Here is a 21,195-nt window from a genome sequence, read left to right as displayed (position 1 = left end):
GCTAATTATTTTTTCAGCTTAAATAGGCATCAATATACGCTAAAGGTTCTGTAGCGCTTTCTACACTGAATTCACCGATTTTTGTACGTCTTAGTGCCGACAAATGTCCGCCTGAATTTAACGCTTTGCCAAAATCATATGCTAAAGACCGGATATAAGTTCCTTTGCTACATACCACCCGAAACTGAATTTTCGGCAAATCGATATTGGTAACCTCAAAGGTTTCAATGGATATTTTCCGCGATTTTATTTCGGCCGTTTTTCCTTCACGCGCCAGGTTATACAAACGTACTCCTTCCATTTTTATAGCAGAAAACATTGGTGGAATCTGACTAATTTCCCCAATAAATTGCCCGGTAGTTTTATAAATTAAGTCATCAGTAATATGATCAACAGGAAAAAACTCATCAACTTCAGTTTCCAAATCATAGCTTGGAGTTGTTGCCCCTAAGGTTATTTCACCCGTATATTCTTTAATTTGCCCCTGATATTCATCAATTTTCTTTGTGAAGCTTCCTGTACAAATAATTAACAACCCGGTCGCTAAAGGATCTAACGTGCCTGCATGGCCCACCTTTATTTTTTTGAGGTCAAATTTTTGGCGAATATGCCAACGCAATTTGTTGACGACCTGAAAGGAAGTCCAGTTTAAAGGTTTGTCTATCAACAAAACCTGTCCGCTTTTAAAATCTTCAACAGTTAACATTATACAACAGTTAATGGCATGACAAAATAATGAATCAGCAATAAAGCAAGGCCCAAACCAATCCGGTAATAACCAAACAATTTAAATCCGTTTTTACTTAAATAGTCTATAAAAAATTTGATGGCAAGCAACGCTACAATAAATGAAATCACATTTCCCAGCAGCAAATAATTAATTTGGTCATTGCTTAAAACAAATCCGTTATTGTAATAATCGAACAGTTTTTTTGAAGTTGCGCCAAACATGGTTGGCACCGCAAGAAAAAATGAAAATTCGGCCGCTGTTCTTCTGTTTAATTTTTGGGTCATCCCTCCTATAATTGAGGCGCCGCTTCTGGAAGTTCCAGGAATCATCGCCAAACATTGAAAAAACCCAATTTTTAGTGCAGTGGCATACCCAATCTCCGTATGAATATAGGGTTCGTTTGGATCAATAATTTCATTCGTTTTAAACCAATCATCAACTTTTATTAAAATAATTCCGCCCAAAATTAAGGTAACCGCAACAATTATAGGACTTTCCAGCCAACCATCTATATAATTATTAAGAAGCAATCCGAAGAAAACAGCAGGCAAAAACGCCACAAATAGTTTTAAATAAAAATCGACACTTTGAAAAAAACGTTTCCAATATAAAGCCAACACAGCCAAAATACCACCCAACTGAATAACGATGGTAAATAATTTGGTGAAATCGTCGCCGGCAATGCCAAAAAAGGATGAAGCGATAATTAAATGGCCAGTTGATGAAACCGGTAAATATTCAGTAATTCCTTCAATTATGGCTAAAATAATAACTTCAATTAAATTCATTCTTATTTTTTAGGTTTCGTCATTATGGCATAAATTTCAATGCCCAAACCAATTATTACCAATGTTGGTGCTAAACGAATTCTTCTAAAATTATAAATATCTGCATTAAAAATTTCGGGATTGTCGCTTCCGCCTCCCGCCATTAAAACAAATCCGAGCCCAATAAAAGCAATACCGATTAACATGATCACATAATTCCTTTTTCCGAAAAGGAATTCGCTTTTAACTTCTTCGTTTTTTTTCTTCATTATGAAGGTTTTATAGTTTTTAAAGTTTGAATAAAATCAACTTGAATTTAATTTTGGTTTTAAACAGTGTTCAACACCCCTTTATTATCAATAATAAAGTTCGTCGCTTCTCAGGTTTAAAAATCGTTGGGTCGCAAAAAATGTACTTAACCAGGTAATTAGAATACCCAAACCAATAATGCCAAAAAACACCATGGCCAACATGTTAATATCACTAAACAGCTCCAATTCCGGAATATTTTTGTTTAAATAGGAAATAAAAACAACCAGACCCACAATAGAAACCAACGCGCCAATAATGCCTAATTTTACGCTTTGCCAAATAAACGGATTTCTTATAAAACCTTTCGTAGCACCCACCATTTGCATTGTTTTGATGGTGAATCGCTTTGAATATACCGAAAGTCGAATAGAACCATTAATTAAAACAACCGCAATTAAGGTAAACAGCGCGCTAAACAGCAGCATCCAAAAACTTAAACGATTGATGTTTTTCGATAGCAATTCAATCAGTGGTTTGTCGTAAGTAACTTCCGAAACAATGCTTCTAAGCACCAAATTTTTTTCTATGCCAGCCATAATTTCGGGCGTTACAAATTCTGATTTCAACAAAATATCAATGGCGTTTTTTAGCGGATTTTCACCCAAGAATTCTAAAAAGTTTTCACCAATGTCTTCGCTGTATATTTTCGCGGCTTCCTCTTTTGAAATATACGTGACCGTTTTCGCATATTCCTCCCTTTTTAATTCGGCCCGCAATGTTTCCACATCACTGTCATTGGCATTGTCATTTAAAAATACGGTAATGGCCACTTTTTCTTTAAAATGTTTCGTTATGCTATTGGTTTTTAGCACAATAAGCCCTAGAAGACCCACTAAAAATAACACCAAAGCAATGCTTACGATGACAGAAAGATAAGAAGAACGCAATCTTCTTTTTTGATATTTATCGAACGAATTATTCAAAAGAAACTGATTTTAAAGCGCCTGCAATATACAATTTTGTTGTTAGTTTTTGGTTGTTGGTTGTTGGTTTTTTTACTGTATACTGATGACTTAAAATTTGTCTTGCGGTCGTGCTGTCGTGCTGTCGTTTATTGTGGTCATTGACTTAGTTACCATGAGATTACTTCGTCGCAATCGCTCATAGTAATGACCATTTTTTAGGCGGGGTGTTATAGCGACTATAACACTACTATATCACTATGTATGGAGTATCCTCCCTTTACCCTCCCTTTTGCCTACCTGCAGACCACGTTTTGACTGGTCATTTGACCCGTCCTAAAATAACTATACAGTTTAATAAATAAATCCTGCTTTAGCTATACAAATATAATTTATGCTTATCTTTAAACTAAATATTAACCGACAAACATTCAACTAACGATTTGCTACAACCGAAAAATTTATTAATTTTAAATATAAATCGATTATCATTAAAGTATATTCACACAATAAATACATACAACTATGAGTGATTCAAACGAAAGCAAATGTCCTTTTCATAACGGACAAGCAATACAAAAACAAATTACCAATAAAGATTGGTGGCCTAATCGACTAAATTTAAACATCCTGCGTCTCCACTCTTCTTTATCTAATCCAATGGGAGATGAATTTAATTATGCTGAAGCATTCAAAAGTTTAGACTTAAAAGCAATAAAAAAAGACATTAACAAACTAATGGTCGATTCACAGGGATGGTGGCCAGCAGATTATGGCCATTATGGTCCCTTATTCATTCGTATGGCCTGGCATAGTGCAGGAACCTATCGCATTTCAGATGGCCGTGGTGGCGCATCAACAGGCAATCAACGTTTTGCCCCTTTAAACAGCTGGCCAGATAATGTGAACCTTGATAAGGCTCGCAGGTTACTTTGGCCTATTAAACAAAAGTATGGTAAAAAAATATCTTGGGCAGATTTAATGATTCTTACAGGGAACTGTGCTTTAGAATCAATGGGATTTAAAACATTTGGATTTGGAGGTGGACGTGAGGATATTTGGGAACCAGAGCAAGATATTTATTGGGGAGCAGAAACTGAATGGCTAGGAGATAAGCGTTACACAGGTGAGAGAGTTCTAGAAAATCCTTTAGCAGCAGTTCAGATGGGGTTAATTTATGTAAACCCTGAAGGCCCTAATGGAGAACCTAATGTAATTGCTTCAGGTAAAGACATTCGTGAAACCTTTGCTCGTATGGCAATGAATGATGAAGAGACCGTTGCTCTTGTTGCAGGAGGCCATACCTTTGGTAAATGCCACGGTGCTGGTGACACTTCACACGTAGGCAGGGAACCGGAAGCTGCTTGCATTGAAGAGCAAGGACTTGGATGGATAAGTAGTTTTGGAACAGGTAAAGGTGTAGATACTATTAGCAGTGGCATTGAAGGTGCATGGACTCCCACTCCAATAAAATGGGATAACAGTTATTTTGAAACCTTATTTGGTTATGAGTGGAATTTAGTAAAAAGTCCAGCTGGAGCTTGGCAATGGGTTCCAACTGATCCTAAAGCAGCTACTGCCGTTCCAGATGCACACGATTCATCAAAACGACACGCTCCTATAATGACTACAGCTGACCTTGCGTTAAGAATGGATCCTATTTATGAACCAATCTCAAGACGTTTTTATGAAAACCCTACTGAGTTTGCTGATGCATTTTCAAGAGCTTGGTTCAAATTAACTCACCGTGATATGGGACCTATTTCTCGTTATTTAGGCTCAGAAGTTCCTCACGAAAAATTAATTTGGCAAGACCCAATTCCAACAATTACACACGAATTAATTAACGATAAAAACATCGCTACATTAAAAGATAAGATTTTATCTTCTGGATTAACTACCTCTCAATTAGTTTCTACGGCCTGGGCTTCAGCATCTACATTTCGTGGTTCAGATAAACGTGGTGGTGCAAACGGTGCTCGTATTCGTTTTGCTCCTCAAAATAACTGGGAAGTGAATAATCCTGCTCAATTAAAAACCGTTTTGGCAAAATTAGAAGCTATTCAAAAAGAATTTAATGACGCTCTATCAGGAAACAAGGCAGTTTCTATGGCGGACTTAATCGTTCTGGGTGGAGCTGCAGCTATCGAAAAAGCTGCAAAAGATGCCGGTAAAACTATTGCCGTTCCATTTACACCAGGTAGAGCAGATGCGAAATTTGAACAAACAGATGTAGCATCATTCGCAGCTCTTGAACCAAAATCAGATGGATTCCGTAATTATAAAAATGCAACCTATACAGCAATAACAGAAGAAATGTTAGTTGATAAAGCTCAGCTTTTAACGCTAACCGCTCCTGAAATGACTGTACTTATTGGGGGTATGCGGGCATTGAACACTAACTTTGATGGCTCTAAATACGGAGTGTTTACAGAGCGTCCAGAAACACTAACAAATGATTTTTTTATAAACTTACTTGATATAGGTACAACTTGGAAAGCAACCTCTGAAGCTGGGGAAGCATTTGAAGGTTTAAATCGTACAACAGGTAAGCAAAAGTGGATTGCCACACGTGCCGATTTAATCTTCGGTTCTAACTCGGAGTTACGTGCTTTAGCAGAAGTATATGGATGTAAGGATTCACAAGAGAAGTTTTTACAAGACTTTGTAAAAGCTTGGACAAAAGTAATGAATCTTGACCGCTTTGATTTGGTTTGATATGTTGATACTTAAAATATCGTAATTGATTAAGAATTAAGCACGAAACGCTAACACATGTGATGGTGCTGGGCTTCATGGGATATGCGAGGTTTTTGGCTCGTAAATAAGTCGGCGTAAACTGACAGGAAATCCCTTCGTAATCCAGCACGACACCATGCCACAAACCCTTGTGTGTAATTAAAAGACACATCGCTCTATTAAATTAATTACGATTATCTTCTGAACCCCATTTATCCAAACTTCTTAAAATATTTTCCAGAGATTTTCCTTTATCGCTTAGTTTATATTCAACCTTAGGAGGAACAACGGGAAAAACTTTTCTAAAAATAAGATTGTCTTTCTCCAATTCCCTTACAGTTTGGGTAAACATTTTATTAGAAATTCCCGGGATTTTCTTCTGTAATATTCCAGAACGCAAAGCACCCTCCAATAAATGAAATAATATTAGAGGCTTCCATTTTGTACCAATTAAATTCATTGTATAATTAAGAGGACAATAATTATTTTTATTCAAAATTTAATATTTAAATTATTCATATCCATTATTTTACTCGTTTTAGTAACTATACTACTTTTTGGTTAGTTATTGTTATTAAGACAAATATAACCTAATTTTGCAATCTAAAAATATAACCAATGACAACTATTAAAAATTATCCAAAATCATTTTCTCATATTGGAATTACAGTTCCAAATATAAATGAAGCTGTAAAATTCTATTCAGAAGTCATGGGTTGGTACATTATTATGGAACCCTCAAAAGTCAAAAAAGAAAAGGAAACTGCCATTGGTCAAATGTGTATTGACGTTTTTGGAGAAGACTGGGAAGAATTTGAAATTGCACATTTAGCAACTTCAGACGGAATTGGAATTGAATTATTTTCCTTTCCGAACGGCGTTAAAGAAGCTCCTGAATTTAACCCATTCAATACCGGTCTTTTTCATTTTTGCGTGCAAGACCCAAATATTGAGGAACTCATTGATAAAATTTTGTCTTATGGAGGAAAGCAAAGAATGCCAATTAGAGCATATTACCCAAACGACAAACCATTTAAAATGTGCTACGTAGAAGATCCTTTCGGGATTATTTTTGAAATATACACGCATAGTTATGAGTTGACTTATTCTTCTGGAGCTTATTCAAAATAATATGGCGCCTCTAGGGAAGAATGCGTATAAAAATTGCTAAGTTTTACAACAAAATGAAGCAAATAATAAATAAAAGGCAACTGTTAATTTGCAACCGCTACCCTATTTCCTGGCACAGCTCAATTAAAACACCATTGGTAGATTTTGGGTGTAAAAAAACCACCAATTTATTGTCGGCTCCTTTTTTTGGCGTTTCGTTTAAAACAATAAATCCTTCTTTTTTTAAACGCCTCACTTCACTTAAAATATCGTCTACGGCAAAAGCAATATGGTGAACGCCTTCCCCTTTTTTGTCAATAAACTTAGCAATAGGGCTGTTTTCATTTGTGCCTTCCAGCAATTCAATTTTGTTTGAACCCACTTGAAAAAAAGAAGTTTTCACGCCTTCACTTTCCACTTCCTCCACTTTATAATGCGCTTTTCCAAAAATTGCCGCAAACAATACATTCGATTTATCCAGGTCTTTTACGGCAATGCCAATGTGTTCTATTTTTTTCATAAATTAAGTAGAATTGAAATAAGTATCCCCTCAAAGTTACTGAAATTTAAACGCATAAAATCTGTAAAATTTGTATTTCGAATAAAAATTTTTACCACTTAATTTCAAAACAATCAAAAACAAAAACAAAATTTATGTATATTTAATACCTATTTTTGCACTATGGAAACAAACAGACAAAAAAAAATTGCAGGTGTTTTACAAAAAGACTTGGCCGATGTTTTACAACACGCTGCACAGGATGGAATGAAAGGTATCATTATATCTGTATCTAAAGTTCTTGTAACCAGCGATTTATCGAACGCTAAAGTTTATATCAGTGTTTTTCCTCAAGCAAAAAGAGACCTCATTCTTGAAGGTCTTAAAGAAAATACGGCAACCATTCGCTATGAAATGGCAAAACGAACCCGGGAACAGTTAAGAAGAATGCCCGAACTATTTTTTTATATGGATGACAGTTTGGATTATATTGAAGATATTGACAATGCTTTAAAAGGCAAACAGGAAAATCCAATTACAAATCCTGATATTTTAAACAAACGTCAAAAGCGATAATTTGAACTTTTCCTTATATATAGCCAAGCGATATTTATTTTCTAAAAGCAGCAACAATACCATAAATATTATCACCATTATCGCCGCTGTAGGCGTAATCATTGGAACTTTGGCTCTGTTTATTGTGCTTTCAGGATTTTCCGGATTGCGAACTTTCAGCATTGGTTTTTTAAACACTTCAGATCCTGATATTAAAATTACCTCCATAAAAGGAAAATCGTTAGACTTCAATACAAAAATTGAAAACCTCATTAACAAACAAGCCGGCATCGCATCCTATTCAAAAGTCATTGAAGAACGCGCTTTTTTCGATTTTAATGAAAAAACACACATTGCCTATATAAAAGGCGTTGATCTAAACTACACAAAAGTAAACCGCATGGACACCACTGTTTACTCGGGATCCTGGCTAAACGAAAATATGCCGTCAGGAGCAGTGGTTGGCAATGGAATTTCGAACCTGTTGTCTATTGGTGTTTATGATTTTTTGGAACCTTTAAAAATTTATGTTCCGAAACCTGGAAGCGGCTATATCACCAATCCCGCAAACGCTTTTACTAAAATTAATGCACAACCTATTGGGGTTTTTGCTTTAACGGATGAGATCGATAAAAAATACGTGTTTATTTCTTTGGAATTGGCTCAGGAGTTGCTGAATTACAATCCGACCCAAATTTCGGCAATTGAGTTAAAAGTTGAAAACGGCGATGAACGTGCAGAAATTATTGATCAGTTAACAACTGGTTTGGGACCCGAATTTAGTATTGAAACCCGGGAGCAGTTAAATGCCGTGTTTTATAAAATGCTGAATACAGAGAATTTGGCTTCCTACTTAATATTTACGCTTATTTTAATTATCGCATTGTTCAATGTGATCGGTGCCATTATTATGATGATTTTAGACAAAAGAGACAATCTTAAAACATTGTACAATTTGGGAGCAACCATCAAAGAGATTAAACGCATTTTTATTTTTCAAGGATTTTTACTGACGCTTTTTGGACTCTCGGTTGGATTAACGGCCGGTATTGTGCTGGTTTTGCTTCAGAAAAAATATAAATTGTTTATGATTACGCAACATTTGGCTTATCCGGTTGAATTTACCTTTTTAAATGTCGTAACAGTACTTGTGACCATTCTTGTTTTAGGCTTGCTGGCTTCAAAAATTGCCAGCAGCAGAATTTCTTTAAAATTAGTCGAATAAACGATTGAAATGTTTAATTCCTGAAGAAAATAAAAATTGCTGAGGACTTCTTTTTTATCAGGAAAATTTCTGTAAAACCTCCTCAAAAACATCATAAACATCTTGCGCAGCGTCTGAAGTTACCATTTTCATTCGGTACTCTTTAAAGTCAGGGATGCCTTTAAAATAATTGGTATAATGACGGCGTGTTTCCATAACACCCACAATTTCAACACCTTTCCATTCAATTTCCATTTGTAAATGTCGGCGAGCCATTTCAACTCGATCGGCAATAGTGATGGTAGGTAAATGTTCTCCTGTTTCAAAAAAGTGTTTCACCTGTTTAAAAAACCATGGATTTCCAATACTTGCCCTGCCAATCATAGCGCCATCCAGTCCAAATTTATCACGCATTTCCATAGCACGTTCGGGTGAATTTACATCGCCATTTCCAAAAATAGGAATGTGCATTCTCGGGTTATTCTTTACTGCTGCAATGTGACTCCAGTCTGCTGCACCTTTATACATTTGAGCCCGTGTACGACCATGAATTGAAATTGCTTTACAACCCACATCCTGCAAGCGTTCCGCCACTTCAACAATTTTTATGGAATTTTCGTCCCAGCCCAAACGCGTTTTAACTGTGATAGGCAAATTGGTGTGTTTTACCATGGCCTCAGTCAAACGCACCATCAAATCGATATCTTTTAAAATACCGGCTCCGGCACCTTTGCAAACCACTTTTTTAACGGGGCATCCAAAATTGATGTCGATAATATCCGGATTCGATTGTTCAACAATCTCCACTGTTCTTAGCATAGATTCTAAATTTGCGCCAAATATTTGGATACCAACCGGACGTTCTTTTTCATAAATGTCCAGTTTTTTCCTGCTTTTTGCCGCATCGCGTATCAATCCTTCCGAAGAAATAAACTCGGTATAAACCACATCAGCACCCTGTTCCTTGCACAAAGCTCTAAACGGCGGGTCGCTTACGTCTTCCATCGGCGCCAGCAACAAAGGAAAATCGCACAATTCTATGTCTCCTATCTTTATCAAATCAAAAATTTAAGTGTGCAAAAATACACAATTTTAATTATTTCAATATTTATTCATAAAATTGTATTTTTGAATTCATTAAAACAACACCCATGAAATTAAGATTATCATTTCTAATTTTAGCAACACTCTTTTTAGGTTGTAAATCTTCCCAGCATAAAACTGCATACGACGGAAAATCGGGTGCCACAAAAATTGTAAATACACTTCATTATCCGCAGGAAAAACATTTAAAAAATATAAAACAACTCACTTTTGGCGGCGATAATGCCGAGGCGTACTGGAGTTTCGACAGCAATAAACTAGTGTTTCAGGTAAATAATATTTGGGGATTGGAATGTGATCAAATTTTTACAATGGGCATTAATGATGATTTAAGCAAAGGACAAAAACCGCAACTTATAAGTACCGGAACCGGGCGTACAACGTGCAGTTACTTTTTGCCTGGAGATGCTACTATTATTTATTCTTCCACACATTTAGCTTCAAAAGAGTGTCCTCCTGTTCCAAAAAAAGAGGATTACGGAAACAAATACATTTGGCCCGTATATAAAGGGTACGACATTTTTGTAGCTGACACCAAAGGAAATCAATTAAAACAATTAACTTTTGAAGAAGGTTATGATGCTGAACCTACCGTTTCTCCAAAAGGTGATAAAATTGTATTCACCTCAACAAGAACAGGCGATTTGGAATTGTTTACGATGAATATTGACGGAACAAACGTAAAACAAGTCACTTTTGAATTGGGTTATGATGGCGGTGCCTTCTTTTCACCTGACGGCACAAAGTTAATATTCCGTTCTTCCCGCCCAAAAACAGAAGAAGAGATCAAAGAATATAAAGACTTATTGGCTGAAGGATTGGTGCAACCAACAAATATGGAATTATATACCTGTAATGTTGACGGCAGTAATTTAACCAAAATCACCAATTTAGGAAGCGCAAACTGGGCGCCGTTTTTCCACCCTTCAGGAAATAAAGTTATTTTCTCTTCCAACCATAAAACCAAACACAGTTTTAATTTATTTATGATTAATGTTGATGGAACCGGTCTGGAACAAATTACTTTTGATACTGTTTTTGATGCCTTCCCTATGTTCTCTCCCGATGGAAAAAAAATCGTTTTTTCTTCCAACAGAAATAATAATGGAACGCACGATACTAATTTATTTATTGCCGATTGGGTTGAATAGCAAACATTTAAACATGTCGTATTTTTAACCCTTATTTAGTTATCTTTGCGCAACTAAAAGTAGAAAGGAATACGAAGTATGAAAAACATTCGAAATTTTTGCATCATCGCACATATTGACCACGGTAAAAGTACGCTTGCCGATAGATTATTGGACGTAACAGGAACAGTTACGTCAAGAGAAAAGAAAGAGCAGTTGTTGGACAGTATGGATTTGGAGCGCGAACGCGGAATTACCATAAAAAGTCACGCCATTCAAATGGAATATATGTATGAAGGCGAAAATTATATCTTAAATTTAATCGACACTCCAGGCCATGTAGATTTCTCTTATGAAGTTTCCAGATCAATTGCCGCCTGCGAAGGCGCTTTGCTCATTGTTGATGCCGCCCAAAGCATCCAGGCACAAACGATTTCCAATTTATATTTGGCTTTGGAACATGATTTAGAAATCATTCCAATTTTAAACAAAGTTGATTTGCCAAGTGCCAATCCGGAAGAAGTTACCGATGATATTGTTGCATTACTGGGTTGTAAACCTGAAGAAGTTATTCACGCGAGCGGAAAAACAGGTTTTGGGGTAGAAGATATTTTAAAAGCGATTATTGAAAAAATTCCTGCACCTAAAGGAGATGTAAACGCACCTTTACAAGCATTAATTTTCGACTCGGTTTACAATTCATACCGAGGCGTAGAAACTTATTTCAGGGTTTTTAACGGGGAAATTAAAAAAGGGCAGCGCATTAAATTCATGGCAACCAAAAATGAATATAATGCCGATGAGGTTGGTACTTTAAAATTAACGCAAGTTGCAAAACAAAGTGTAAAAGCAGGTGATGTAGGTTATTTAATTACGGGCGTTAAAACTGCCGTTGAAATTAAAGTTGGAGACACCATAACCGACGCCGTAAATCCAACCCAAAATAGAATAGATGGTTTTGAAGATGTAAAACCAATGGTCTTTGCAGGTATTTATCCTGTAGATACCGATGAATATGAAGAGCTTCGTTCTTCTATGGAAAAATTGCAGTTGAACGATGCTTCTTTAGTATTCGTTCCCGAAAGTTCCGCCGCATTAGGTTTTGGTTTTCGATGTGGTTTCTTAGGAATGCTGCATTTGGAAATTATTCAGGAAAGATTGGAACGTGAATTTGATATGACGGTAATTACCACCGTTCCAAACGTATCGTACCACGCTTTCAGCAATAAACATCCCGATGTTCCTATTTTAGTGAACAACCCAACCGATTTGCCTGAACCTTCAAAATTAAATCGGGTTGAAGAACCTTATATTAAGGCGAGCATCATCACCAAATCCGATTTCATTGGTCAGGTAATGAGTTTGTGTATTGAAAAACGTGGGCAAATCACCAATCAGACTTATTTAACACCCGAGCGTGTTGAACTTACTTTTGAAATGCCTTTGGCTGAAATAGTTTTCGATTTTTACGACCGATTAAAAACCGTTTCTAAAGGATATGCCTCCTTTGATTATCATCCTATTGGCTTGAGAACTTCAAAATTGGTCAGGCTTGATGTTTTATTGAACGGTTCTGTTGTAGATGCCCTTTCCTCTTTAATTCATGCAGACAATGCCTACCACATTGGTAAAAAAATGTGTGAAAAACTGCGTCAGTTAATTCCTCGCCAACAATTTGACATTCCGATTCAGGCGGCGATTGGCGCTAAAATTATTTCGCGTGAAACCGTAAAAGCACTTAGAAAAGATGTTACCGCAAAATGTTATGGAGGTGATATTTCACGTAAACGTAAACTTTTGGAGAAACAAAAGAAAGGTAAAAAACGAATGCGACAAATAGGAAATGTTGAAATTCCACAAGAAGCCTTTATGGCAGTATTAAAATTGAACGATTAAAAACCGATAAACATACAAACTAAAAAAAGCACCGTAAACGGTGCTTTTTTTATGACTTTTAGCGGAATTATTCTCCGTGCATCCAATCTTTTTTTGCTATTAATTGATCTTCAGTTTCTACATGCTCTTCATCTAGAATACAACAATCTACCGGACAAACTGAGGCACATTGCGGTTCGTCATGAAAACCTTTACACTCTGTACATTTATCAGTTACAATAAAATAAAATTCATCAGATATTGGTTCGTTTCGTTTATCAGCTTCAACTTCTTTACCGTTTGGTAAAGTTATCATTCCTTTCAATGAGGTTCCATCTGAATACGACCAATCTCCATCCGGTTCGTAAATTGCATTATTTGGACATTCTGAAATACATGCATCACAATTAATACATTCATCTGTTATTCTTATAGCCATGATTACTAATTTTTATTATTATATTATTATATTAATTCACAAAAATATATAAAATTTATGCAACTCTAAGTGATAAAAGTCATTTCCATTTCAAAAAAGTAAATATACCTTTGAGCCCTTATGTTGAACTTACAATAATTTTCAATAAATTTAAACAAAATTTTTTAATTTACATTAATTATGATTACAACAAAAACAATTCTTCAACCCGAGATACTGGAAGCAGTAGTAGTGAGGTTTGTTGGGGATTCAGGAGACGGAATGCAGCTTACAGGAACCCAGTTTACTGATACCTCCGCCATGTTTGGTAATGATATAGCAACTTTTCCAAATTATCCTTCTGAAATTAGAGCTCCTCAAGGAAGTTTATATGGTGTTTCAGGATTCCAAGTTCATATTGGGAGCGTTGAAGTTAGCACTCCGGGCGATAATGTAGATTTATTGGTGGCGATGAACCCTGCCGGTTTAAAAACCAACTTATATGCCGTAAAACCGGGTCACACCATTATTGTGGACACGGATTCATTTACAAAGAAAAATTTAGATAAAGCGTTATACGAAACCAATCCATTGGAAGATGGAAGTTTGGAAAACTATCGTGTTATTCAAGTTGACATGACTTCTATGACAAAAGAAGCCCTAAAAGATGTTGAAGGATTAGACAACAAATCCATTACACGAAGCAAGAATATGTTTTCTTTAGGAATGGTTTATTGGATGTACAACCGTTCATTAGAGCATTCGATTGATTTTTTCAATAAAAAATTTAAAACAAAACCGCATTTGATTGAGGCAAATACAAAAGTGCTTAATGCCGGTTATTATTTTGCAGAAACTTTAGAACTTATCCCTAATGCCTATACCATTTCTCCCGCTAAAATGGTGCCGGGAACCTATAGAATTATTATGGGGAATGCCGCTACCGCCTGGGGATTATTGGCTGCTGCAGAAAAATCCGGTTTAGAGTTATTTTTAGGATCTTATCCTATAACTCCTGCTACCGATATTTTACATGAATTGGTAAAACACAAACATTTTGGTGTAAAAGCTTTTCAGGCAGAAGATGAAATAGCTGGTGTTACCTCGGCCATTGGCGCTTCATTCGCCGGTGATTTAGCCGTTACAACAACGTCAGGACCAGGATTGGCTTTAAAAGGTGAAGCAATAGGCTTGGCGATGATGGTTGAATTACCATTGGTTATTATTAATGTACAACGTGGTGGACCTTCAACCGGTTTGCCTACAAAAACGGAGCAATCAGATTTATTACAGGCAATGTACGGAAGAAACGGTGAAAGTCCGGTGATTGTTATTGCCGCCAGTACTCCTGCCAACTGCTTTAATTTTGCTTATGAAGCAGCGCGACTTGCTTTGGAACATATGACTCCGGTAATATTACTAACAGACGGCTATATTGCAAATGGTTCGGCACCTTGGAAAATTAGATCAGTTGCTGAAATGCCTGCAATTAAAAATCACAAGATTACGGAAGTTAAAGAAAACTGGCATCCTTATGACAGAGATGAAAAAACTTTGGCACGTAACTGGGCAGTTCCCGGAACGCCTGGATTAGAACACAGAATTGGTGGTTTAGAAAAAGACCGTGTAACAGGTAATATTTCTTATGAACCGTTAAACCATGAAGAGATGACTTTCATTAGAGCCGAAAAAATCAGACTGGTTGAAAATAACATACCTGAATTAAAAACCGAATTTGCAGATTCAGGGGATTTATTAGTGATTGGATGGGGAGGAACTTATGGCTCTTTACATTCTGCCGTAAAACAAATAAATGATGAAGGCTATAAAAAAATTGGGTTTGCGCATTTCAATTATATAAATCCAATGCCAAAAAATACGGAAGAAATTTTATCTAAATTCAAAAAAATTATTGTTTGCGAATTAAATAGTGGTCAGTTTGCCGGTATTCTAAAGATTAATTTCAGCAAATTTGAATTTTCTCAACATAACAAAATTCAAGGATTGCCATTTTCTAACGACGAACTAATTCAACAATTTAAACTATTAGTATAATTATGGAAACTACAACAGCTGTAAAAAAATATACATTCAAAGATTTTACAAGTGACCAAGAAGTTAGGTGGTGTCCCGGTTGCGATGATTACGTGATTTTGCGATCCATGCAAAAAGCCCTTCCTGAAATGGGGGTTAATAAAGAAGACGTCGTATTTATTTCAGGTATTGGATGCTCCTCTCGTTTTCCGTATTATATGAACACCTACGGAATGCATACCATTCATGGTAGAGCACCCGGAATTGCTTCTGGCGTAAAATTGGCCAATCCTAACTTAAGTGTCTGGATTATGACCGGTGATGGCGATTCAATGGCTATTGGCGGAAACCATTTTATTCATTTATTAAGAAGAAACATCGACTTAAATATGGTGTTGTTCAACAATGAAATTTATGGTTTAACCAAAGGACAATTTTCTCCAACTTCCCTTATAGGTCAAAAAACCAAATCATCTCCATACGGAAACACACAACCTCCTTTTTCTCCAGGAGAACTTGCATTAGGTGCTAATGCTCGTTACTTTGCCAGAATTGGTGGTAACAATCCTAAAGATATGACGCAGATTTTTATTGATGCCCATAAATTTAAAGGAACTTCATTAATTGAAGTGCTTCAAAATTGTGTAATTTTCAATGACGGGTGTTTTACCGATGTAACTGATAAAGATGTAAAAGAAGAAAAACAAATTTTTCTTGAGCATGGTAAACCAATGATCTTTGGTAAAAACAAAGACAAGGGACTCATTTTAAACAAGTTGAAATTAGAAGTGGTAACCATTGGAGAAAACGGTATAACGCGAGAAGATATTTTAGTTCATAATGCCAAAGAAGAAGATAAAACGCTTCATCAAATGCTTGTAAGATTAGCGTATCCTATGGCAACAGGGGTTATCAGAAGGTTTACTGATGTTACCCTTGAAGAAAGAGAAGATGCGCTGACAGCTCAAGTTAAAGCAAATTCAAAATTCAAGAAAACAGACGACCTCTTCTTTTCAGGAGAAACATACGAGGTAAAATAGTCGTAATAAATAACAAAAATAGCTGATTAATGTCAGCTATTTTTTTTTTAAAAACCATAATTTTGTCCACGAATTAAAAAGTATATAAAAAATGGGTTCAGAAGCCATCATTGTATTTTTACTGGCAGCTATTGTATTGGTTGCCGGAGCAAATTTTTTATCAGATTTAATATCACCAAAATCTGATAATCCTCAAAAAAGAGAACCTTACGAATGCGGGGTACCAACTATTGGTCCAACCTGGATTCAATTTAAAGTGGGGTATTATCTTTTTGCCATTCTTTTCTTGATTTTTGATGTCGAAGTAGCATTTTTAGTGCCTTGGGCTGTAGTTTATAAAGAAGTAGGCACTGTTGCTTTGGTAGAAATAATTGTATTCCTTTTCATATTAGGATTGGGTTTGTTATATGCATATAAAAAACGAGCTTTACAATGGGAGTAGATAAAAAACGATATTTAAGTCAGCTTGAAGAAGAAGGGATGAAACAAGTTGTTCCTGCTGATTTTCCGGGAAAAATAATTCCGGGAGGCAATGGCGGAAACATTGTGGTAACCACATTAGACAGCGTCATCAATTGGGGACGCGCAAATTCACTATGGTCATTGTATTTTGGCACAAGTTGTTGCGCCATAGAAATGATGCAAACAGGTGCTGCCCGCCACGATTATTCAAGATTTGGTTTTGAGGTTGCAAGAGCTTCAGCACGTCAGGCAGATTTAATTATTATTGCCGGTACCATTGTTAACAAAATGGGGCCTGTATTAAGACGATTATATGATCAAATGGCGGAACCTAAATATGTAATTGCTATGGGTGCCTGCGCTATTTCAGGAGGTCCATTTTACTACAATACCTATTCTGTAATTAAAGGCGCTGACCATGTGATTCCAGTTGATGTATATGTTCCTGGATGCCCACCAAGACCGGAAGCTTTATTGGAAGGAATGATTATGCTTCAACAAAAAATTAAAACTGAAAACATGGCCAAAAAGGTGAATCCTATTGATGGTTTTGATGAAGGAAAATAATTTGTATTAAATCATAAAAGACCATGACAAACGAAGATTTACAAAATATAATTACAGGTTTGGGAACCGATTTGGAATTTACGACCGAAGCGTCTGAATTTCTAAATGTGATTGTTCCCAAAGAACAACTTCACTCTATTTGCAGCCAGTTAAAATCGCATCCCGAATTAAAATTTGATTATGCATTTTGCATAACAGGTATGGATTGGGTTCCGGCATTGGGTGTTATTTACCATTTAGAATCAACGGAATTAAAACATCAAGTTGTTGTTAAAGTTATGGTTGATGACCGGGAAAATCCAACCCTGGATTCCGTTCACGACATTTGGCAAACAGCAGACTTTCATGAATTGGAAATATTCGATTTTTTCGGCATAAAATTCAACAATCATCCAAAATTAAGACGCCTTTTTTTAACGCCTGAGTGGGAAGGTTTTCCTTTGAGAAAAGATTATGTAGATGAAGCAAATATGATTATTAAATAGCCTTATAAATGACTGATCAAGAAGTACAAAATAAAATAAAAACTGAAGAGTATTTTATTAACATGGGGCCTCAACACCCGGCAGCTCATGGGGTGTTACGATTAATTTTAACCATTGACGGCGAGCTTATAAAAAATGTAGAACCAGATTTAGGTTACATTCATCGTTCTATTGAAAAAATGTGCGAACGCGACAGTTACCAGCAAATTGTTCATTTAACAGACAGAATGGATTATTTGTCTTCACACATCAATAATGAAGCAGTATGTTTGGCCGTGGAAAAAGGGCTTGAAATAGAAGTTTCTGACAGGGTTAAAGTAATAAGGACCATTATAGCTGAGTTAACTCGTATTGCATCTCACTGCTTATGGTGGGGCGTAATGGGGATGGATTTAGGTGCGTTAACCACTTATTTCTATGCTTTCAGGGATCGTGAAATGATCAATGATATTTTTGAAGAAACCTGTGGTGCCCGTTTAACAATGAATTACAATGCTCCCGGCGGATTGATGTTCGATATTCACCCGAATTTTGTAAAACGCACTAAAGATTTTATCACACATTTTAAAACCAAGATTCCAGAATACAATCTTTTATTAACCGACAACGTGATTTTTCAGAAAAGAACAAAAGGTGTTGGTATTATTACCAAAGAAGACGCAATTTCTTTTGGGGTTTCAGGACCGGTTGCCAGAGGCTCAGGCTTTTCAAATGACGTGCGTAAACACCATCCTTACAGCGCTTATGACCGTGTTGATTTCAAGGAAATTTTATTTACGGAAGGCGATACCTTTGCCCGTTATCAAGTTAGAATGATGGAATTATGGGAATCCGTTTCAATTATTGAACAATTGATTGATAACATTCCAGAAGGTGAAACGAAAGCTGCCACAAAAGCAGTCATCAAATTGCCAAAAGGTGAATTTTATCAACGTGTTGAAACAGCAAGAGGTGAACTTGGCGTTTATATAAACAGTACCGGAAACAAAAACCCATATCGCGTAAAATTCCGCTCACCAGGATTTTCTAATTTATCTATTTTAAATCACATCTCAAAAGACGTATTAATAGCCGATTTAGTGGCAACAATGGCTTCATTTGATTTTGTAATTCCAGATATAGACCGTTAATCATAGACCATGAATTTTTTACAAATGAATATTCCATTGAACATTACAAAAACAATCTCAGATTGGATTTTTTCAATAATGCCTGAAACTGCAGCAAATTATACTATTATGGTTGTAATTGCCGTTGCTTATTTGGCATTATTCGCTGTAGCAGGTTTGTATTTAGTGCTTTTAGAACGTAAAGTTGCCGCTTGGTTTCAATTGCGTATAGGGCCAAACAGAGTTGGACCCTGGGGGCTTTTACAAACAATGGCTGATGCTTTAAAATTGGTTTCTAAAGAATTGACAAGCACCATCAAAATTGACAAATTTTTATACAATCTAGCGCCTTATTTTGTGATTGTTGCGGCATTAATGGCTATGGCCGTTTTTCCGTTTTCAAAACAATTTCAGGCATTCGACATTAATATTGGTGTGTTTTTCTTAATTGCCATTTCCTCTATTGGCGTTATCGGAATTCTTTTGGCCGGTTGGTCGAGCAATAATAAATTTGCTTTAATTGGAGCCATGAGAAGTGGCTTGCAAACCATAAGTTATGAATTATCGGTAGGACTTTCTATTTTAACTATGGTATTGTTAACGGGAACTTTACAACTTTCAGAAATAATAGAAGTGCAACGCACCGGAGGGTGGCTTATTTTACAAGGCCATATTCCTTCTATCATTGCTTTTATGATTTTTATGGTTGCAGGTACCGCCGAAACCAACAGAGCGCCATTTGATTTGGTTGAAGCTGAATCGGAATTGGGAGCCGGTTTTCATACGGAATACTCAGGAATGAAATTCGCCTATTTTTTCCTGGCTGAATTTATAAACATGTTTATAATTTCATCCACTGCTGTTGTTTTATTTTTTGGAGGTTGGTTATCGCCTTTCGGAATTACAGAAAATATTACCTGGTTTCCTGAAGTATTTTGGTTTTTAATTAAAGTTTTAGGTCTCATCTTTTTAATGATGTGGTTTAGATGGACTTTCCCGAGATTAAGGGTCGACCAATTATTAACCCTTGAATGGAAATATTTATTGCCTTTAAATTTGATGAATTTAATGCTGATGGCAATAATAATATGGCTGAATTGGACAATTTAATAAATGAAATGCTACTAAAATGAGTTATTTTTCAGATATATATAAAGGAATAAAAACCTTACTTACAGGAATGTCGGTTACAGGAGGTTACTTTATTCGCGCACGAAAAGGTGTTATTACACAACAATACCCCGACAACCGAGAAACACTTAAAATGTTTGATCGTTTCAGAGGTGAAGTGGTGATGCCGCACAATGCCGACAATCGTCACTATTGCACTGGTTGCCAGGCTTGCGAAATTGCATGTCCAAATGGTTCCATAGAAATTATTTGGGACAGGGTTGTTGTCCCGGAAACAGGTAAAAAGAAGAAAGAAATAGACAAACATATTTACCATTTAGCCATGTGTACGATGTGTGGTTTATGTATTGAAGCTTGTCCTACCGACGCCATTGTATGGGCTCAGAATTTTGAAAATTCAGTGTATGACAGAAGTAAATTAACTAAAATTTTAAACCAACCAGGTTCATCTGTTTTAGACGGAATAGAAGATTAATATTATGGAAACAATTATATTTTATATACTCGCTGCGGTCATCATTTTATTTTCAGTTGCCTCAGTAACCAGCAGAAAGATTTTAAGGGCAGTTATTTATTTGCTGTTTGTCTTAATAGGCATCTCCGGACTTTACTTTTTAATTGATTACAACTTTTTAGCCGCCATTCAACTTACGGTTTATGGAGGCGGAATTATTGTATTGTTCATTTTTGCCGTGTTGCTTATTCATCATGTTGAGCTGGAATTGGAAAAAACACCTTTAAAGAAAAAAATCATTGCAGGACTTTTAAGCGCATCAGGTTTAGCGGTTACGCTTTGGGCAATATCCACCTATCCATTTCCGGAAACTTATCCCGCATATTCCTCTATAGAAGTTGCTGATATCGGCAGAATTTTATTGAGTGTTGAAGATGGCGGATTTATATTGCCATTTGAAGTAATAAGTGTGCTGTTGGTAGCCGTTATGATTGGTGCTATCATCGTTGCAAAAGGAAGTCGATTGTCGGAAGACCGAAGTCAGAAGACCGAAGTAAAAAATTGACAT

Annotated in this window: 23 protein-coding genes; 15 read left to right on the top strand and 8 right to left on the bottom strand. The window is 36.1% G+C overall.

The annotated features are described in order from the left end of the window. Positions 1-13 precede the first annotated feature (13 nt). The 4 genes from truB to ABY285_RS01390 all read right to left on the bottom strand — a co-directional run bounded on the left by truB (position 14) and on the right by ABY285_RS01390 (position 2,732). A complete protein-coding gene (gene truB / locus ABY285_RS01405) occupies positions 14-706 on the bottom strand; it encodes a tRNA pseudouridine(55) synthase TruB (RefSeq protein WP_372766247.1) in 693 nt (230 codons plus the stop codon). Beyond that, positions 706-1,518 (bottom strand): undecaprenyl-diphosphate phosphatase, encoded by an 813-nt coding sequence (locus tag ABY285_RS01400; RefSeq protein WP_372766245.1) that lies wholly within the window; start codon positions 1,516-1,518, stop codon positions 706-708. The genes truB and ABY285_RS01400 overlap by 1 nt, the downstream gene beginning before the upstream one ends. Before the next feature lie 2 nt (positions 1,519-1,520). Beyond that, entirely contained in the window at positions 1,521-1,766 is a 246-nt protein-coding gene (locus ABY285_RS01395; RefSeq protein WP_372766243.1) for a DUF3098 domain-containing protein, read from the bottom strand. A gap of 87 nt (positions 1,767-1,853) precedes the next feature. Beyond that, complete coding sequence (locus ABY285_RS01390) at positions 1,854-2,732, bottom strand: cell division protein FtsX (RefSeq protein ID WP_372766241.1); 879 nt, start codon at positions 2,730-2,732, stop codon at positions 1,854-1,856. A 504-nt stretch (positions 2,733-3,236) separates the two neighbouring features. Here ABY285_RS01390 and katG point away from each other — a divergent pair. Then, positions 3,237-5,429, top strand: a complete 2,193-nt coding sequence (gene katG / locus ABY285_RS01385) for a catalase/peroxidase HPI (RefSeq protein WP_372766239.1) — start codon at positions 3,237-3,239, stop codon at positions 5,427-5,429. A 205-nt stretch (positions 5,430-5,634) separates the two neighbouring features. Here the strand turns inward: katG and ABY285_RS01380 are convergent, their stop codons facing one another. Further along, a complete protein-coding gene (locus tag ABY285_RS01380; RefSeq protein ID WP_372766237.1) occupies positions 5,635-5,910 on the bottom strand; it encodes a winged helix-turn-helix transcriptional regulator in 276 nt (91 codons plus the stop codon). Positions 5,911-6,068: 158 nt separating this feature from the next. On the opposite strand from ABY285_RS01380, the gene ABY285_RS01375 reads away from it, so the two are divergent. Beyond that, positions 6,069-6,581 carry a VOC family protein gene (locus tag ABY285_RS01375; protein ID WP_372766235.1) on the top strand — a complete coding sequence of 171 codons (513 nt, stop codon included), beginning with the start codon at positions 6,069-6,071 and terminating at the stop codon, positions 6,579-6,581. 97 nt (positions 6,582-6,678) lie between these two features. Here the strand turns inward: ABY285_RS01375 and mce are convergent, their stop codons facing one another. Continuing rightward, a complete protein-coding gene (gene mce / locus ABY285_RS01370; RefSeq protein WP_372766233.1) occupies positions 6,679-7,080 on the bottom strand; it encodes a methylmalonyl-CoA epimerase in 402 nt (133 codons plus the stop codon). A 162-nt stretch (positions 7,081-7,242) separates the two neighbouring features. Here mce and rbfA point away from each other — a divergent pair, with 162 nt between their 5' ends. Then, positions 7,243-7,635 (top strand): 30S ribosome-binding factor RbfA, encoded by a 393-nt coding sequence (gene rbfA, locus ABY285_RS01365; protein ID WP_372766231.1) that lies wholly within the window; start codon positions 7,243-7,245, stop codon positions 7,633-7,635. A 1-nt stretch (position 7,636) separates the two neighbouring features. After that, complete coding sequence (locus tag ABY285_RS01360) at positions 7,637-8,839, top strand: ABC transporter permease (protein ID WP_372766229.1); 1,203 nt, start codon at positions 7,637-7,639, stop codon at positions 8,837-8,839. A gap of 57 nt (positions 8,840-8,896) precedes the next feature. On the opposite strand, the gene dusB is transcribed toward ABY285_RS01360, so the two are convergent. Continuing rightward, positions 8,897-9,877, bottom strand: coding sequence for a tRNA dihydrouridine synthase DusB (gene dusB / locus ABY285_RS01355; protein WP_372766227.1), 981 nt, complete (start codon positions 9,875-9,877; stop codon positions 8,897-8,899). Positions 9,878-9,969: 92 nt separating this feature from the next. On the opposite strand from dusB, the gene ABY285_RS01350 reads away from it, so the two are divergent. Next, positions 9,970-11,073, top strand: a complete 1,104-nt coding sequence (locus ABY285_RS01350) for a TolB family protein (RefSeq protein WP_372766225.1) — start codon at positions 9,970-9,972, stop codon at positions 11,071-11,073. A 78-nt stretch (positions 11,074-11,151) separates the two neighbouring features. After that, positions 11,152-12,948, top strand: a complete 1,797-nt coding sequence (gene lepA, locus ABY285_RS01345; RefSeq protein ID WP_372766223.1) for a translation elongation factor 4 — start codon at positions 11,152-11,154, stop codon at positions 12,946-12,948. 67 nt (positions 12,949-13,015) lie between these two features. Here lepA and ABY285_RS01340 read toward each other — a convergent pair whose 3' ends face one another. After that, a complete protein-coding gene (locus tag ABY285_RS01340; RefSeq protein ID WP_372766221.1) occupies positions 13,016-13,366 on the bottom strand; it encodes a 4Fe-4S binding protein in 351 nt (116 codons plus the stop codon). Positions 13,367-13,546: 180 nt separating this feature from the next. On the opposite strand from ABY285_RS01340, the gene ABY285_RS01335 reads away from it, so the two are divergent. From ABY285_RS01335 to ABY285_RS01295, 9 genes are all read left to right on the top strand, one after another. Beyond that, positions 13,547-15,400, top strand: a complete 1,854-nt coding sequence (locus ABY285_RS01335; RefSeq protein WP_372766218.1) for a 2-oxoacid:acceptor oxidoreductase subunit alpha — start codon at positions 13,547-13,549, stop codon at positions 15,398-15,400. Between the two features lie 2 nt (positions 15,401-15,402). Next, the gene (locus ABY285_RS01330; RefSeq protein WP_372766216.1) at positions 15,403-16,419 is read left to right on the top strand and encodes a 2-oxoacid:ferredoxin oxidoreductase subunit beta; all 1,017 of its coding nucleotides are present in this window, start codon (positions 15,403-15,405) and stop codon (positions 16,417-16,419) included. Positions 16,420-16,510: 91 nt separating this feature from the next. Continuing rightward, complete coding sequence (locus ABY285_RS01325; RefSeq protein ID WP_372766214.1) at positions 16,511-16,861, top strand: NADH-quinone oxidoreductase subunit A; 351 nt, start codon at positions 16,511-16,513, stop codon at positions 16,859-16,861. A gap of 38 nt (positions 16,862-16,899) precedes the next feature. Beyond that, a complete protein-coding gene (locus tag ABY285_RS01320) occupies positions 16,900-17,448 on the top strand; it encodes an NADH-quinone oxidoreductase subunit B (RefSeq protein WP_372766360.1) in 549 nt (182 codons plus the stop codon). Between the two features lie 23 nt (positions 17,449-17,471). Beyond that, positions 17,472-17,933, top strand: coding sequence for an NADH-quinone oxidoreductase subunit C (locus ABY285_RS01315; RefSeq protein WP_372766212.1), 462 nt, complete (start codon positions 17,472-17,474; stop codon positions 17,931-17,933). An 8-nt stretch (positions 17,934-17,941) separates the two neighbouring features. After that, complete coding sequence (locus ABY285_RS01310; protein ID WP_372766210.1) at positions 17,942-19,063, top strand: NADH-quinone oxidoreductase subunit D; 1,122 nt, start codon at positions 17,942-17,944, stop codon at positions 19,061-19,063. A gap of 9 nt (positions 19,064-19,072) precedes the next feature. Continuing rightward, a complete protein-coding gene (nuoH, locus tag ABY285_RS01305) occupies positions 19,073-20,152 on the top strand; it encodes an NADH-quinone oxidoreductase subunit NuoH (protein ID WP_372766208.1) in 1,080 nt (359 codons plus the stop codon). 19 nt (positions 20,153-20,171) lie between these two features. Beyond that, positions 20,172-20,648, top strand: a complete 477-nt coding sequence (locus tag ABY285_RS01300; RefSeq protein WP_372766206.1) for a 4Fe-4S binding protein — start codon at positions 20,172-20,174, stop codon at positions 20,646-20,648. 4 nt (positions 20,649-20,652) lie between these two features. Beyond that, complete coding sequence (locus tag ABY285_RS01295; RefSeq protein ID WP_372766204.1) at positions 20,653-21,192, top strand: NADH-quinone oxidoreductase subunit J; 540 nt, start codon at positions 20,653-20,655, stop codon at positions 21,190-21,192. Positions 21,193-21,195 lie beyond the last annotated feature (3 nt).

The sequence above is a fragment of the Lutibacter sp. genome (assembly GCF_041555395.1).
GTDB lineage: Bacteria > Bacteroidota > Bacteroidia > Flavobacteriales > Flavobacteriaceae > Lutibacter.
Note: the sequence above shows the minus strand (reverse complement) of the source record. Positions and strands in the feature narration are given on the sequence as shown.